The 13,943-nt window shown below is 39.9% G+C and carries 13 protein-coding genes and 1 pseudogene; 8 read left to right on the top strand and 6 right to left on the bottom strand.

Going from position 1 to position 13,943, the window contains the following annotated elements; translation table 11 throughout:
• The first annotated feature begins 45 nt into the window (after positions 1-45).
• The gene (locus KP78_RS01700) at positions 46-1,041 is read left to right on the top strand and encodes an LLM class flavin-dependent oxidoreductase (RefSeq protein WP_041085736.1); all 996 of its coding nucleotides are present in this window, start codon (positions 46-48) and stop codon (positions 1,039-1,041) included.
• 234 nt (positions 1,042-1,275) lie between these two features.
• Here the strand turns inward: KP78_RS01700 and hflX are convergent, their stop codons facing one another.
• A complete protein-coding gene (gene hflX, locus KP78_RS01695; RefSeq protein WP_041085735.1) occupies positions 1,276-2,538 on the bottom strand; it encodes a GTPase HflX in 1,263 nt (420 codons plus the stop codon).
• Between the two features lie 579 nt (positions 2,539-3,117).
• On the opposite strand from hflX, the gene KP78_RS01690 reads away from it, so the two are divergent.
• On the top strand, positions 3,118-3,915 hold the full coding sequence (locus KP78_RS01690) for a PAS domain S-box protein (RefSeq protein WP_041085733.1): 798 nt from the start codon (positions 3,118-3,120) through the stop codon (positions 3,913-3,915).
• Positions 3,916-4,003: 88 nt separating this feature from the next.
• Here KP78_RS01690 and KP78_RS01685 read toward each other — a convergent pair whose 3' ends face one another.
• Both KP78_RS01685 and KP78_RS01680 read right to left on the bottom strand, forming a co-directional pair.
• The gene (locus KP78_RS01685; RefSeq protein WP_041085731.1) at positions 4,004-4,639 is read right to left on the bottom strand and encodes an NUDIX hydrolase; all 636 of its coding nucleotides are present in this window, start codon (positions 4,637-4,639) and stop codon (positions 4,004-4,006) included.
• Between the two features lie 22 nt (positions 4,640-4,661).
• Complete coding sequence (locus tag KP78_RS01680) at positions 4,662-5,018, bottom strand: VOC family protein (protein WP_041085729.1); 357 nt, start codon at positions 5,016-5,018, stop codon at positions 4,662-4,664.
• A 127-nt stretch (positions 5,019-5,145) separates the two neighbouring features.
• Here KP78_RS01680 and KP78_RS01675 point away from each other — a divergent pair, with 127 nt between their 5' ends.
• Positions 5,146-5,328 carry a hypothetical protein gene (locus KP78_RS01675; RefSeq protein WP_041085727.1) on the top strand — a complete coding sequence of 61 codons (183 nt, stop codon included), beginning with the start codon at positions 5,146-5,148 and terminating at the stop codon, positions 5,326-5,328.
• Positions 5,329-5,523: 195 nt separating this feature from the next.
• Here the strand turns inward: KP78_RS01675 and KP78_RS01670 are convergent, their stop codons facing one another.
• Positions 5,524-6,372 carry a glycerophosphodiester phosphodiesterase gene (locus KP78_RS01670; RefSeq protein ID WP_235420805.1) on the bottom strand — a complete coding sequence of 283 codons (849 nt, stop codon included), beginning with the start codon at positions 6,370-6,372 and terminating at the stop codon, positions 5,524-5,526.
• A 207-nt stretch (positions 6,373-6,579) separates the two neighbouring features.
• Positions 6,580-6,869 (bottom strand): annotated as a pseudogene (locus tag KP78_RS01665) (DUF6176 family protein).
• 360 nt (positions 6,870-7,229) lie between these two features.
• On the opposite strand from KP78_RS01665, the gene KP78_RS01660 reads away from it, so the two are divergent.
• The gene (locus KP78_RS01660; RefSeq protein WP_041085724.1) at positions 7,230-8,519 is read left to right on the top strand and encodes an ATP-binding protein; all 1,290 of its coding nucleotides are present in this window, start codon (positions 7,230-7,232) and stop codon (positions 8,517-8,519) included.
• Positions 8,520-8,555: 36 nt separating this feature from the next.
• Complete coding sequence (locus KP78_RS01655) at positions 8,556-9,050, top strand: GNAT family N-acetyltransferase (RefSeq protein WP_041085723.1); 495 nt, start codon at positions 8,556-8,558, stop codon at positions 9,048-9,050.
• 117 nt (positions 9,051-9,167) lie between these two features.
• Here KP78_RS01655 and KP78_RS01650 read toward each other — a convergent pair whose 3' ends face one another.
• Entirely contained in the window at positions 9,168-9,797 is a 630-nt protein-coding gene (locus KP78_RS01650) for a GntR family transcriptional regulator (protein ID WP_041086090.1), read from the bottom strand.
• Positions 9,798-10,214: 417 nt separating this feature from the next.
• Here KP78_RS01650 and garR point away from each other — a divergent pair, with 417 nt between their 5' ends.
• The 3 genes from garR to KP78_RS01635 are packed head-to-tail and all read left to right on the top strand — an operon-like array spanning position 10,215 to position 13,929.
• Complete coding sequence (gene garR / locus KP78_RS01645) at positions 10,215-11,111, top strand: 2-hydroxy-3-oxopropionate reductase (RefSeq protein ID WP_041085721.1); 897 nt, start codon at positions 10,215-10,217, stop codon at positions 11,109-11,111.
• A complete protein-coding gene (locus tag KP78_RS01640; RefSeq protein ID WP_041085719.1) occupies positions 11,108-12,538 on the top strand; it encodes a four-carbon acid sugar kinase family protein in 1,431 nt (476 codons plus the stop codon). The genes garR and KP78_RS01640 overlap by 4 nt, the downstream gene beginning before the upstream one ends.
• A 41-nt stretch (positions 12,539-12,579) precedes the next feature.
• Entirely contained in the window at positions 12,580-13,929 is a 1,350-nt protein-coding gene (locus KP78_RS01635) for a GntP family permease (RefSeq protein ID WP_041085717.1), read from the top strand.
• The last annotated feature ends 14 nt before the right edge of the window (positions 13,930-13,943 follow it).

The raw sequence follows: 13,943 nt of genomic DNA, 5'->3' as shown, positions 1-13,943 counted from the left end.
AAAAGTTATATGCGTTTTGGATAGTAGACAGGAGGCGCAAGCTTTATGAAAATCGGAATTCTCGATCAGGTTCCCTTACCAAAGGGGGCAACCGTGAAAGAGACACTTGATTATACAATGACACTCGCCAAAGAAGCGGAAAAGCTCGGCTACTCTCGCTATTGGCTCGCTGAACACCATAATACAAACGGCTTGCTTAGTGCAGCCCCTGAAATACTGATGACAAGAATCGCCGCTGAAACAAGCTCAATTCGAGTAGGTTCTGGAGGAGTTTTGCTCCCTCAGTACAGTCCGTTAAAAGTGGCCGAAACCTTTAAGCTTTTAGAAACACTTTTTCCAGGTCGAGTCGATCTCGGAGTCGGAAGATCACCCGGTGGAACGGAACGAACTCGCCTTGCCTTAACTGACGGTCTTGCAAACAATTTAAGTGAATTCCCACGCCAGCTGGATGATCTGTTTGGTTTTTTACATAACAAGCTCCCGAGAAATCATGACTACCGAATGGTAAAGGCAACGCCGCGGACAAATGAACAGCCTCCGCTGTGGGTTCTTGGACTATCGCCCAGCAGCGGAAAAATCTCAGCAGAGCGCGGACTTGGACTGACATTCGGTCATTTTATTAATCCGGACAAATGGTCTTCAACGCTGCAAACGTACCGTGAGCATTTCAAGCCTTCTCTTAACAGCTCCATTCCGCAAGTCAACGTATGTGTATTTGTCATTTGTGCTGAAACAACAGAAAAAGCTGAAGAACTCGCGTTTAGCCAAGACATGTGGCTGCTTGGAATCGATAAAGGGGATTCTCGGATTCCTTCATTAGAAGATATCCACGAGCGCGGCGTCACCTCAGATGAGCTAAAACAAATCAAACAGAACCGCCGCCGTACCATTGTCGGCACACCAGAAGACGTAAAGCAGCAGCTTCTTGAGCTAAGCAAGCGTTATGAAACAGATGATTTTCTTATCATTTCAAATATCTATGATTTCCATGATCGTTTGAAATCCTATCAGCTTATTGCAGAAGTGATGGATCTTCATTAAAAGCTATAGTTAAGATCATTGTTGATTTTCGCACGATGTTGGTTGGAATGGATACGCGAGCCCCCTGCGGAATAAGCGTGTCAAAGGGAGACCCCACAGGTGCGCAGCGCCGAGGAGCGACGGACCGCCCGCGGAAAGCGAACGCCTTAAGTGGAAATCAACAGGCAATTTTAACAAAATCTCATTAAAAGAAAAACAGCGACTGCGCCAATTGTTCACGTAGTCGCTGTTCTTTTATCCCATTACATATTGCTGATATCTTTTTGCATCCGCTTGTTTACATTCCACCTTAATCAATGTCCCATTTTCCTCGTAGCTTATGCTGTGAATAGTTGCTTTTTCATTAAAATAGGCAACCACTTTTCCTTGATCATACGGGATGAGCAATTCACACTCTACATAACCCTGGAATATATGCTGGCGAACCATCGTGAGAAGTTCGTCTATACCAATATTTTCTTTTGCAGAAAGATAAACACGATTCTCTTCCGTTTTAGGAATAGACTGCTCGGTTAAATCCGCTTTATTATAAGCATAAACCATTGGAATATCTTCAACTCCAATATCACGTAGCGTTCTTTCTGTCGTTTTAATTAATTGCGCATATTCTGGATTCGAATAATCCACTACATGAATCAATAAATCGGATTCCGCAACCTCCTCGAGGGTCGAACGGAAAGCCTTCACCAAATGATGCGGAAGCTTATTTACAAACCCGACTGTATCAGTCAGCAAGAACGACTTATTGCCCGGAAGCTGAATATTACGTACGGATGTTTCTAATGTAGCAAACAGCATATCCTTTTCAAAGACATGCTTCTCTTTTGATTCAGAAAAGAGATCTAATAGCGCATTCATGGTTGTGGATTTCCCGGCGTTGGTATAGCCGACAAGCGATACTCTAGGAATTTCATTTTTTTGACGCTGCTTTCTCTGAATTCTCCGCTGCGCAACCAACGCCTCAAGCTCTTTATTCAACGCCGTAATCTTTTCTTCAATTCTGCGGCGATCAAGCTCCAGCTTCGTTTCACCTGCTCCTTTATTTTTGGTCCCAACACCGCCGCTTTGACGGCCGAGCGATTCACCAAGTCCAATTAACCGGGGGAGCATATATTGCAAATGGGCAATTTCCACTTGAAGCTGAGCCTCTCTCGTCTTTGCCCGCTGCGCAAAAATATCCAAAATTAAAATCGTTCGGTCAATGACCTTGCATACTAATTCAGCCTCTAAATTTCGTATTTGTGAAGGTGATAGCTCATCATTAAAAATCACCACATTGCCTTCGTTTTCTTCCAACAGTACACGTACCTCTTCAACCTTGCCCGTTCCAATATAGTGTGATGGATTAATGCGGTTCAATTTTTGCGTTACCTTACCAACTACCACTACGTCGCATGCTGCTGCAAGATTAACAAGCTCCTCCATCGAATACTCGAAGTCCTCTTGATGCTGAAGCTCGACGCCAACGATCACTGCTTTTTCATTTAATGCTGTCATATAAAATCCTCCATTCTTTTATTCGAACCAAGTGTTCATTTTCCCTGGTGCCGATAAAAGAAAAAACACAGGTGCCCTATGTTATAGCAAACGGAAGAGAACTGACAAAGAGACCTAAATATCATTCACAATACAATCTCCTGGCAGTCATAACAATAACCCTAGAATAAAAAAGAAGTTCATTTACTAGGATATTGCTTGATTGTCTACTTTTAAAGTCGCATAACAAAAGAGGGCAGACCGATGCCTCCCTCTTTAATCATGTGATTATTTGGGTTTTCTAAAAATAGGCAGACCATTCCCGTTTACTCTGTATCCACAGAGTCACGAGCACTATTCAATTAGCGGCACATTACGTGCAATCGGATTCTTCCTGAATGGAAGAAAGCTGCCTTACTAATCATTTGAAAACCCTCCGTTCATTTAAAGTTAATCTGATCCTATCATAGAGTATATGCTGACTTCAATTGATATATGACTGAAAATTTATGAAAAAGAAATAAAGGCAGCAATATAAATCACTCTTTTTCATTGTGGTAAATTATCCTTTCATTTATTCTTATAAAAAGGGGTGAATACATGAATCATGATATTTCCAGCGAAATCTATCAATCCATCATTGAAAGAGAAAAGATGTATCGTCAAATTACCGAATATTCTTTAGAGCCCATTATTATTCATGCCAATCAAAAGGTTTTATATATAAATCAATCAGGTGCAGATTTCTTTGGAGGCACAAAGGAAGAAATTCTTGGTGCAGACGTTTTAAGTATCTTTCTGGAAGAAGCCCAAATAGAGATTATCAATAGAATTCAAAAAGCGATGGATAAAAATGAACCCGGTGAACTTATTGAATATACAATATTAAAATTGGATGGTACGCCTGTTGATATAGAACTATATTGCCATCCTGTTCATTTTGGCGACACAAGAGCTGTACAGTCTGTCTTAAGAGATATAACAAAACGCAAGGAAGATGAGAGAAGGCATAAAAAACTATTAAGAGAAATTAATGAAGTTTCCTCGCCTATCGTGCCTGTAGTGGAAGGCATTGCTGTCCTGCCATTAGTTGGTTCCATTGATTCTGAGCGAGCCAAACAGCTGCTGGACATTCTTCCCTCTAAAATTCAAAAACAGCATGTGGAGTATTTAATTATTGATTTCTCAGGTATGTATAATTTGGACAATATTGTAACGGACTATTTGCTCAATATTAGTGCTGTTATGCAAATGCTGGGTGTTCGCACGATTATAACAGGAATTAGACCAGAGATTGCTCAAATTGCGGTTCAGCTTGGCATTAACCTTTCATCAACAAAGACAATGGCTACCGTACAACAAGCGTTGCAGTATTTAGGTATTAAAAAAATGAACTAAAGAAGAGATTAACCTGGCAAAAGCTCATTCATTCGACCTTTTGCTTTTTGGTTTCTCAATATGTAAGATCGATTTCTTTCATCCATTTTCAGCTGGATACAAGCTTTAATTTCCTTTCAATTAACTTAACTACATCTTTTAAATAGGCCATTTCATGCGGAACTAAATCATCTATGCCAACGCTCTTATCAAACTGTTCCTTTATTCCATGTTCATTAAATTCAAATCCTTGAATGGGCATCTTACCAGTTTGGCCAAATACCATATCACTAAAATCGCGAAACGATGCCTTTACAACCCCAGCTACCTCTTCTTTTTGAAGGGTGAAATCGAAAAAGCCGTCTGGAATTACAGACAAATAGGTATGGGAAAATTCATTATCCAAAAAATGATCTAGATGTATCCGATTTATAATTATTCCAAGAGAATGCAATTCGTCAAAAGAAAGATCAATCCCCAGCTCTTCACGAACTTCTCTTATTCCGTCTTCAACGGTTTCGTGAGCTAACAGATGTCCTGCTGCTGTTATATCCAGCAAACACGGAAAATCCTGCTTTGTGTCGCTTCGAATTTGAAAATAGATATCGAACCCCTTTTGGCTTTTACTTATTAACCAGCAATGAAATGTCTCATGCCAATAACCCTTTTGATGTACTTCATCCCTAGCTGCAGTCCCCAAATGATTTCTTTTTTCATCAAAAATATTCAGCTGTTCATCTTTCATAATGACCTCCCCATATTTTCAGTTAACACTTGCATATCATTAGTACATTATCATCCGGATCTTTGAAGGTAAAATAATGACCATGCTCAATTTGGTCCATTATATTGACATGCTGCTCTTTCATAAATTGATAAGCCTTTTCAATGTCATTCGTATTAAAATGAAACAGCGGGATCTCATCAACCACTCTTTTCGAAAAAATCTTATTATCAAGAACGATATTATGTTGATCTTCAAGCGGAATGACATACAGATGCCCGTTAATGATTTCCTCTGTTGCCGGGAGTCCAAGGATGCTGCAGTACCAGTCCCTTGCTTGCTGAATGTTCCGTACCGGAATGAACGTAGCACCAATTTTTGGATGAATCGGATTTGTCATGCTTTCCTCCTCCTCGAACGTTCTTATAAATATCATAGAGTTTCATATCCAAATCAATGCCTAATCATGATAAGCTGTCTCTACACAATATTACCAATTATTAAAAACCGTTGAAAGGAAGAAATGCATGCATCATAAAAAAATCGCTGCCATTGCAATCATTCATATATTCACCCTCGTATTGATCCTATCTTTCTTGAATCATCAAGCCATTAACACGGCTGTAAATAACTGCGAGCAAACTGATGGAAACCCTCTCGTTAAAAAGGATTTTCTGGCGTTTAACTGGACATTCCATTGTGAAAAATAAATGGTCGCTGCCGCCCTGCAAGCTTTTCTTTTAAAACTCGAATCTCAAAAATTAATAAGTTCAATAGTACACAAAAAAGCCTGTCTCTCTTTGTAATCAATAGGAGCAGGCCTAATTCGAACCATATATTTACCTAACAAAATGAACGTAACCATTCTCATCGCTTAAACGCCTTCCAAATTTGCCTTCATCTATCTATTGAACTGCTCTTTTTGATTGAACAAGAAGACTGTATTCTTTTACAAAGTCATCAGGGAAATCTGTCATCACTGCTGAAACACCAGCTTGGTAAAAAGGTTCTATTCGACTTTTATCGTTTACCGGATAGACGCGAAGTGACAAGCCCGCAGCAAGGGTTTTTTGTCCTTCAGAAGATAATGCAAACTGTTCTTGACAATGAATGGAACTAGCTCCTATTTTCTTTGCCTTTGCGACCGCATTTTGTGGGACTCCCTCCACCAAGTAGCCAATTTCAATCGTAGGATGAAGAGCACGAACCAGCATCAGGCTTTTCGGATTAAAAGAAGAAATGATAACCCGATTTTCTAACTCATAGTACCGTGTCAGCCTTAATACTGCTCTCTCCAAGCTGACAAAGTCAATGCTATCATTTTTCAGCTCAATATTTAAACGCATACGATTTCCATCTTGCGTTGCCCATTCCGCTACCTGATGAAGCGTCATAATCGTTTCATTTGAAAATTCACCATTAAACCAGCTTCCAGCATCCAGCTTTTTTAATTCTTCATAATTCATATTCCTTACAATACCTGAGCCATTGGTCGTCCGGTTCACGGATTCATCATGAATAACCATTAATTGATGATCTTTACTCATCCGTACACTAAATTTGATTCCATCCGCCCCCGAACGCTTTGCCGCTTCAAAAGCACTTAATGTATTTTCAGGGTAATGCCCACTAGCTCCTCTATGACCAAATAGTTCGATGCCGTGATTCATTAACATCCCTCCATATTCGCAATAAGCTTTCATAAAGCCTGTATACCCAATTTGCTCAAACGGCTCACTCACTTGTACATCCATGTGGCGTCTACAAACTAGTATATCCAGTAAATAGGAAGTTCATAACCTCGAACTAAAATCTTATTCGTCATTCTTTATTAATATGCAATCCTAAAAAAAATAGTAGAGATTCTGTTCGTTTTTCAATTAAATGGATGTGAAAGAACAACTGCTCACAGCGAAGCTTTTACGGAGTAAGATTTAGAGGACTCAAACGCAATAACCAAATTACTTCATACTTGCTTTTACTTTGTCCTGGATCATGACAACTTTTGTCTGCAAATCGACTGGTTTAAATTCCGTATCGAAGCATTCCTTCCAATAATACAAATGCAGCTGATCAATTTCATAAGAAGAGTCATTTATATCAATTCCCCCTGAACAGAGTACCAGTATAAATATTCTTCACCATAGAGCGTTGTTTCAACATGCATTTTTTCGTCCTCTAGCGTTAACAACACCTTTTCCATCTGTGTCTTTCCCCTTTTCCCTCTAAATCGAGTCCATTCAACTAACACAATAAAGCCGCTTTATCAAGGGATTTTACCAAAGATAAAATAATCTAAATTAGCATACTACTGACGGGAAATCAATCTTATCCTAATCAAAATTCTTTCCTTCACAAAACCTACCTTACAGGTGAAATGTGAAGGAAGCATTAAAATTATATGGTATTTGGTAAACATTCTTATTAAAGGAGGATAATAAAGGTTATGATAGAGTGACTGTTTAGGAATGAAGTAAGCGATGTACGGTTGAATATACATTTTAATTAATGTATTGTTTATATGCGTAAATCATTATATGTAGAGAGTATCGTGATCGTTTAGAAAACACATTCACTATTAGAAATTTCCCATGGAAAGCACGGTGAAATTATGGATCTTATTACGAAGGATTTACTTATTAATTTTTTACTTATTCTCCTTCCTTTATTTTTGCTACAAACCTTCTACCAATTAAAATATTCGTTTCGGTCGAAAGAAATAAAAAAGTGGATGTTTGCTGTTATCCCCATCCTCTCACTTATTCTATGTATGCAATTCCCCGTGGCATTAGGAGAAAACTTTGTCTGGGATCTCAGAAGAATTCCGTTTATTTTAGGGGCATTATACGGGGGATATCGATTAGGTCTTTTCTTGCTTGCTCTTATGTTCATTACACGCTTTTTAATGGGTGGGGATGGATTTTATGTCTCCATCGTATCGTATTCATTGATCATGATTTTAATCTTCTTTGTGTCTAAGTACTATTTGAAAATGGCTTTAAAATATAAGCTGTTGGTCAGTTGTTTAATTATTTTTCTTTCTCTCATGATCTCGCTGTTTCTTTCAGAAGCGATATTTAGTCTCAACATGGGAACCAGTCTTTGGATACAATTTATTGTCATCAACCTCACAGGAATGCTCATCATCACCATTCTCTGGGAGGTGATTCGAACAAATTTCCAAGTACTGCAGGAATTAATAAAAGCCGAAAAAATGGACATCGTTTCTCATCTTGCAGCAAGTATTTCACACGAGGTTCGAAATCCACTTACCGTTAGCAAGGGCTTTATGCAAATGTCAGTTGATGAAGAAATCTCTGCTGAGACAAGAAGAATATATGTGGATTTTGCAGTACAGGAAATGGATCGTGCTTCTGAAATCATTGATGACTATTTAACATTTGCAAAACCCTCCATAGAACAAAATGACAAAATGAGTGTTTGCGAGGAGCTTCAGCATGCTGTCAATGTTATTAAGCCACTGGCTAATATGAACGAGGTTGAAATAAGCCTGCCTGTAATAAAGCAGGAAAAATACTTTGTAAGCGGAGAAAGAAAGAAATTTCAGCAATGTTTAATCAACATATTGAAAAACGGGATTGAATCCATGCCCGAGGGAGGATCTCTTCAAATCGGTTTAAGTAGTAATCACCAGGAAATCACTCTTACAATTCGTGATGAAGGAAAAGGAATGACACAAGAACAAATGAACCGCTTAGGTGAACCGTACTTCACCACAAAGGAAAAAGGAACCGGACTCGGTATGATGGTTTCATATAGTATTATTAGTGGAATGAACGGCCAGATCACCGTTGACAGCGAGGTTGGAAAAGGGACATGCTTTACGATCAAACTTCCTCCCCTTAAAGAAATGATTCCTTCAGAGACTATTTTAACGTAAGATAAAATAAAAATAGAATGATGTTGGAGGAAGACCATGGTTCATATTCGAGAAGCAGGCATAGATGATCTACCAGCCATACTGGAAATTTATAACGAAGCCATTAGAAACACAACAGCTACGTTCGATCTAAAGGAACAGTCCTTAGAAGAACGTAAGATATGGTATTCAAAATATGGAGAAAAACATCCGCTCATAGTTGCTGATATTGATGGTGAAATTGCTGGCTACAGCTGCATAAGTCCATTTCGAGAAAAAGCTGCATACGATTTAACGAAGGAACTTTCCATTTACATAGCCCCTAACCATCAAGGAAAAGGACTTGGAAATATACTTATGGAAGAAATTATCCAGCGTGCTAAATCACTGGACTACCATGTCATGATCGGCGGCATCACCGGCGGCAACGAAGCAAGCGTTAGACTTCACAAAAAATTCGGCTTTCAATTTGCCGGCGCCTTCAAAGAAGTGGGATACAAATTCGATCAATGGCAGGACGTACATTTTTACCAGCTTATTCTGCAAAAATAATGGTCTATTAAAATTGTAACAGCCTGATGAGGTGTCTCATCAGGCTGTTTTTTGTACTAGTGATCTACCTAAGAAAGTATGCACATAGCGTATATCTTTGCTGCTCGAAATACTTTTTTACTTTAGCTGCCCTCTTTGCAATAAATGCAGGCAAAAGTCCAGATCTGCTTGTAAATGTTCCTTCATCAGTTTCTCCGCCTTGTCTCCGTCATGATCCCGAATAGCCTCATATATTTCTTCATGTTCGTCGATTAAAAATGGCCGTTTATGATACACAACCGTTTTTCTAAACAAGTAAATGATTGACTGCATTCGGTCAATGATATCAATCATAACAGGGTTATGACTTGCTTGCACAATAATGTCATGAAAAGCATAGTTTGCCATCATAATCTCTTCTACTGTGCCATTCCGACCTGTTATGACACACTCATGGAGCTTGGTTAATGATTCTTCACTCATATAGGTTGCTGCCGATCTTGCTGCAAAACCCTCAAGGAGCATACGAACTTGAAACATATGGCGTAGATCTGCATCACTTGGATTGGCAACTTTTCTATTTTTAATGAGACCCTCTTGTTCCAGTTTTCGAATGGACTCGCGAATAGGCGTCCTGCTAACTCCCAGCTCTTCAGCAAGCCTTTCCTCTACAAGCTTTGTTCCTCCTGTCAGTTCCCCGTTGAATATTTTATCTCGTATCGCTTCATAAGCATTTAAATAAGCTGATTGCTGTGTTGGTTTTGTCATAGCACGAACCGCTGCAAACAAGAAAGTTCCGACAAATGTCCATTTTTTATTAATGGTTTCGGTCTCCGCAGCAGTCTTATTCTCCTCCTTTTTTACCTCAAGACAAGGAAATACAGATTTTATCTCTTTGTAATTAGCTAGGTTAAAGTCCATTGTTGATTTTTGCACAGCGTTGATTGGAGCGGAAGGGGCGAGACTCCTGCGGGCTGAAGCGAGAAGTGAGCACCTGCAGCGGAAATCAACAAACACGTTTAACAAAGCCATGTATTTAAAAGTATAGAGGGAGTGAAGCGCTTTTAAAAGGATTAAGGAAAATATTTATGTATACAAAAATAATATTATTGTATACATAAAATAAAAAATCGTGTACAATCAATTCAATAAATGAAAACGCTTTAAAAACAAGGAGGAGAAAGAATGAAACTTGGATTTATCGGACTTGGTATTATGGGAAAACCTATGACACTTAATTTACTTACTAGTGGTTATGACGTAACAGTATTTGATATAAACGAAGCAGCGATTCAGCAAGTCAGCGCAGCGGGTGCAACTGCTGCACAATCGCCAAAAGAAGTTGCACAAGTTAGTGACGTTATTTTCACCATGCTTCCAAACTCTGAACATGTAAAAAGTGTTCTACTAAATGAAAACGGTGTCATTCATGGAGCAAAACCAGGAACGATCGTCATTGACATGAGTTCCATCTCACCTGTGATATCCAAAGAGTTAGCTGATATCTTACAGCTGCAACAAATTTACATGCTGGATGCCCCGGTCAGCGGCGGTGAGCCAAAAGCGATTGATGGAACACTCTCAATCATGGTGGGCGGAGAAAATCACCTATTTGAAAAAGTAAAGCCTGTTCTTGCTTGTATGGGAGAGGATATTGTTCTTGTTGGGGGCAATGGTTGTGGAGCTACGGCAAAACTGGCCAACCAAATCATTGTCAATGTCAATATTGCAGCGATGTCAGAGGCACTCGTGCTGGCCGCAAAGGCTGGAATTGATGTAGAGAAAATGTATGAAGCGATCCGTGGCGGACTCGCAGGAAGTGCTGTGCTCGATGCCAAGGTGCCAATGATTTTAGAGCGCAACTTTATTGCTGGAGGGCGCATTGACATCAATCTGAAGGATTTAACAAATGTGATGGATACAGCACATACAATTGGCGTGCCTCTCCCTCTCTCCAGTCAGGTATTAGAAATGTTCCACGCTCTCAAAGTTGATGGGAAAGCAGCTGAAGATCACAGCGGTCTCGTCCAATACTATGAAAAACTTGCTAAGGTCGAGGTTCGAAAAGGGGTTGTATTATGACCACTTTGCATTGTATAGCTGATGTAACAAGCGCTTATCCTAGGATCGACAGCAATGAAATCAAAAAAAAATGGGCTGAAATCCGTCCATCCTTTAAGCATAAAATCATTGTACTTGATGACGATCCGACTGGTGTTCAAACCGTCCATAACGTCTCTGTGTATACCGATTGGTCAGAAGAAACGATTGAAAAAGGGTTTCTTGAAGACAACGACATCTTCTTTATCCTAACGAATTCACGGGCGTATTCAGCAAGGGAAACCGAAACGATCCATCACGACATTGCTTTACGCGCAGAAAAAATCTCCGAGAAACAGAACCGCCCCTATTTAATAATCAGTCGAGGAGATTCAACATTGCGAGGACATTACCCGCTAGAAACAGAGGTAATGAGAGATACAATCGAGAGCGCTGGAAAAACATCCTTTGATGGAGAAATATTAATGCCCTTCTTTAAAGAAGGAGGAAGACTTACAGTAGATAATATCCACTATGTGCTGCAAGACGATATTCTTATGCCAGCCGGCGAAACGGAATTCTCTAAAGATCGGACTTTCGGTTATAAATCTAGCCATTTAGGAGAATGGATTGAAGAGAAAACAAACGGTCATTTTAAAAAAGATTCGGTCACATCCATCTCACTGGAATCCATTCGTCGTTTAGATATTCAAAAGATCGTGGACCAGCTGATGCAAGTTTCTCAGTTTGGTAAAGTAGTCGTAAATGCATTAGAAGAAGAAGACATCATGATTTTTTCCATTGCACTTATTCAAGCGATACAAAAAGGGAAACATTTCATGTTTAGAACAGCCGCAACCTTCACTAAAGTAATCGGCAACATCTCTTCCCGTCCGATTCTGACGAGAAGCGAATTGATTGAAAAAGATATAGACACGGGAGGACTCATTGTCGTTGGTTCTCACGTTCAAAAAACAACAGAGCAGTTAAACGCGCTGCAATCTTTATCTTCGATTCATTTTATTGAGTTTGATTGCCATCTTGCATTACACAAAAATGCTTTCCAGCAAGAGATTCATCGCGTACAAGCTGAAGCTGAAGAAATGGTTTCAAAAGGGGTAACAACAGCCATTTATACAAAAAGAGAGCGCTTAGATCTAGGTGACGGGATGAAGGAGGAGGAATTAAAGCTTTCTGTGGAAATCTCAGAAGCTGTCACAAGCATTGTCCGAAACTTCACTGTTCGTCCTAATTATGTCATCGCTAAAGGCGGTATTACATCAAGTGATGTTGGAACAAAAGGATTGCAGGTCAAACGAGCAACGGTTCTAGGACAAATTGCTCCAGGAATACCAGTATGGAAAACCGGAGAAGAAAGTACATTCCCACATATTCCATACGTGATTTTTCCAGGTAACGTCGGTGCTGTCACTACTTTAAAAGAAGTGGTCATGCTGTTAGAAAAGTAATATTGTAGAAATCTACTTCACACATAAGGGGAGAGTTGATCATGGTAACAGGGAATATGTTGATTGTTATTTTTCTTTTATCGCTAGCTGCATTGTTTTTCCTCATCTTAAAGCTGAAAGTTGAACCGTTTCTCTCACTAATAGGCGTCGCGTTTGCCACTGCAGTTGCGATTGGCATTCCTATTGCAGAAGTGCCTGGAATCGTCACAACCGGATTCGGAAATACACTTGCGGGCGTTGGGATTCTTATTGGATTAGGGGTTATTTTCGGTCAGTTTTTAGCTGCGTCGGGGGCTGTTGAAAAAATTGCTCATGCTGTACTGAAGGGGTTTGGCAAACAAAAATCTCCTGCTGGTCTTGCGTTAACCGGAACAGCCGTCTCAATCCCAGTATTCTTTGATGCCGCCTTCGTTATTTTAAGTGGTTTAATTAAAAGTTTATCGAAAAAAACAGGCATCTCCGTCGTTACATTTGTTACAGCTCTCGGTGTTGGATTAATTGTTTCTCACAGTATGATTCCTCCAACCCCAGGACCGCTTGTCGTAGCAGAAAATACACAAGCAGATCTCGGACTATTCATTCTTTATGCCATCATATGTGCAATCCCCGCTACATTAGTGGGTGGCTACCTATATGGTATGTTTGTTGGAAAGCGTGTTAAGACAGGGGCTGGATTTGAAGAAGAGGATGAAATCGCAGTAACGAAAGAGACACCAAAAAAAGAAATTGGTACAGGTATTTCCTTTCTGATGCTTTCTTTGCCAATTGTCTTGATCTTAGGGAATACGATCTCTCAGCTACTCTTCCCAGATGCGATTATTTCAACTATATTCGGCTTTGTCGGGGATAAAAACATAGCGCTATTTATTAGTGTAATTGCAGCAATTATAGTACTTTCACCTTACATTACTGCTGCGAAAGAAAGCCTTTATTCAGAAGCGATAAGCTCCGCTGGAATTATCCTTCTGATTACCGGTGCAGGTGGTGCGTTTGGTGCCGTTATTAACCAAAGTGGAATTGGCGAATATTTAATTGCCACAATGCAAAGCTGGAGCATTCCGGTTCTGCTGTTAGCATTTATTTTCTCACAAATCTTACGTGCTTCCCTTGGCTCGGCTACCGTAGCACTCGTTACAACATCGAGCATTATGGGGCCACTAGCATTAGACCTGGGTATCTCACCAATCCTGCTGGGGCTTGCCATTTGTGCAGGAGGTATCGGATTGTCGTTGCCGAATGACTCCGGTTTCTGGGTGGTCAACAAATTTGGTAAGCTTACGATTCCTCAAACGTTAAAGGCTTGGACAATCGGCGGCTTCCTTGCAGGCCTAAGTGCACTTGGGATGGTCTACCTTCTCAGCCTGTTTTCCGGAATTTTACCAGGTATTTAATTCATCATTATTTT

Origin of the sequence: Jeotgalibacillus soli, assembly GCF_000829435.1 — a bacterium.
Taxonomy (GTDB): domain Bacteria; phylum Bacillota; class Bacilli; order Bacillales; family Jeotgalibacillaceae; genus Jeotgalibacillus; species Jeotgalibacillus soli.
This window is presented reverse-complemented; position numbering and strand designations above follow the sequence as displayed.

What these genes read in the sequence shown, in the direction of transcription:
- KP78_RS01680 (WP_041085729.1), bottom strand. Translation starts at nt 5,018, where the DNA reads ATGACAAATCCGATTCATCCAAAAATTGGTGCTACGTTCATTCCGGTA.
- KP78_RS01700 (WP_041085736.1), top strand. Translation starts at nt 46, where the DNA reads ATGAAAATCGGAATTCTCGATCAGGTTCCCTTACCAAAGGGGGCAACC.
- KP78_RS01670 (WP_235420805.1), bottom strand. Translation starts at nt 6,372, where the DNA reads ATGGATGTACAAGTGAGTGAGCCGTTTGAGCAAATTGGGTATACAGGC.
- KP78_RS01650 (WP_041086090.1), bottom strand. Translation starts at nt 9,797, where the DNA reads ATGACAAAACCAACACAGCAATCAGCTTATTTAAATGCTTATGAAGCG.
- KP78_RS01655 (WP_041085723.1), top strand. Translation starts at nt 8,556, where the DNA reads ATGGTTCATATTCGAGAAGCAGGCATAGATGATCTACCAGCCATACTG.
- KP78_RS01640 (WP_041085719.1), top strand. Translation starts at nt 11,108, where the DNA reads ATGACCACTTTGCATTGTATAGCTGATGTAACAAGCGCTTATCCTAGG.
- KP78_RS01660 (WP_041085724.1), top strand. Translation starts at nt 7,230, where the DNA reads ATGGATCTTATTACGAAGGATTTACTTATTAATTTTTTACTTATTCTC.
- KP78_RS01675 (WP_041085727.1), top strand. Translation starts at nt 5,146, where the DNA reads ATGCATCATAAAAAAATCGCTGCCATTGCAATCATTCATATATTCACC.
- KP78_RS01685 (WP_041085731.1), bottom strand. Translation starts at nt 4,639, where the DNA reads ATGAAAGATGAACAGCTGAATATTTTTGATGAAAAAAGAAATCATTTG.
- KP78_RS01635 (WP_041085717.1), top strand. Translation starts at nt 12,580, where the DNA reads ATGGTAACAGGGAATATGTTGATTGTTATTTTTCTTTTATCGCTAGCT.
- hflX (WP_041085735.1), bottom strand. Translation starts at nt 2,538, where the DNA reads ATGACAGCATTAAATGAAAAAGCAGTGATCGTTGGCGTCGAGCTTCAG.
- garR (WP_041085721.1), top strand. Translation starts at nt 10,215, where the DNA reads ATGAAACTTGGATTTATCGGACTTGGTATTATGGGAAAACCTATGACA.
- KP78_RS01690 (WP_041085733.1), top strand. Translation starts at nt 3,118, where the DNA reads ATGAATCATGATATTTCCAGCGAAATCTATCAATCCATCATTGAAAGA.